The sequence below is a fragment of the Stenotrophomonas sp. TWI1151 genome, assembly GCF_039673135.1.
Classification (GTDB): Bacteria; Pseudomonadota; Gammaproteobacteria; order Xanthomonadales; family Xanthomonadaceae; genus Stenotrophomonas.
The window spans coordinates 1-681 of the sequence record NZ_JBDJLA010000034.1 but is presented as its reverse complement, the minus strand read 5'-3'; the positions used below and the strand labels follow the sequence as shown (position 1 = coordinate 681).

General features: G+C 58.3%; 1 protein-coding gene and 2 tRNA genes. 2 read left to right on the top strand and 1 reads right to left on the bottom strand.

The window, feature by feature from the left end; all coding sequences use genetic code 11:
* A partial coding sequence (locus ABE422_RS18735) for a hypothetical protein (protein WP_346466786.1) occupies positions 1–194 on the bottom strand: 194 nt, incomplete at its 3' end.
* 47 nt (positions 195–241) lie between these two features.
* On the opposite strand from ABE422_RS18735, the gene ABE422_RS18730 reads away from it, so the two are divergent.
* Positions 242–328: transfer RNA gene (locus tag ABE422_RS18730), tRNA-Leu, on the top strand.
* Positions 329–543: 215 nt separating this feature from the next.
* Positions 544–630: transfer RNA gene (locus ABE422_RS18725), tRNA-Leu, on the top strand.
* Positions 631–681 lie beyond the last annotated feature (51 nt).

Here is a 681-nt window from a genome sequence, read left to right as displayed (position 1 = left end):
CTAGCTTCAGGTGCTAGCGGGGGCAACTTCGTGGAGGTTCGAGTCCTCTCCTGGGCACCATGACTCAGAAAATGATCAAACCCGCGCAAGCGGGTTTTTTCGTTTCTACCGCCCTGCACTCGCCCGCGCACGATTCGCGCGGCATCGGCGGCGGTCACGCTGGATCGCGCGGCGAACGAAATTTTCTGCGACATCCTGTTGACACAATACCGGTTCTCCCGCAGAATTCTCCTCCTGAGTCGCCCAGGTGGCGGAATTGGTAGACGCACTAGCTTCAGGTGCTAGCGGGGGCAACTTCGTGGAGGTTCGAGTCCTCTCCTGGGCACCATGACTCAGAAAATGATCAAACCCGCGCAAGCGGGTTTTTTCGTTTCTGCGGTTCGTCAATGCGCGGCCCTGCCCGGCGTCAGTGCGTAACGCACGATGTGCGTGGCATCAACGCGACGATGACGTGGCGACCGACGACTGACGACTGACGAAACATTTCCCACGCGATCCTGTTGACAGCATCACCGTTCTCCCGCAGAATTCTCCTCCTGAGTCGCCCAGGTGGCGGAATTGGTAGACGCACTAGCTTCAGGTGCTAGCGGGGGCAACTTCGTGGAGGTTCGAGTCCTCTCCTGGGCACCATGACTCAGAAAATGATCAAACCCGCGCAAGCGGGTTTTTTCGTTTCTACCG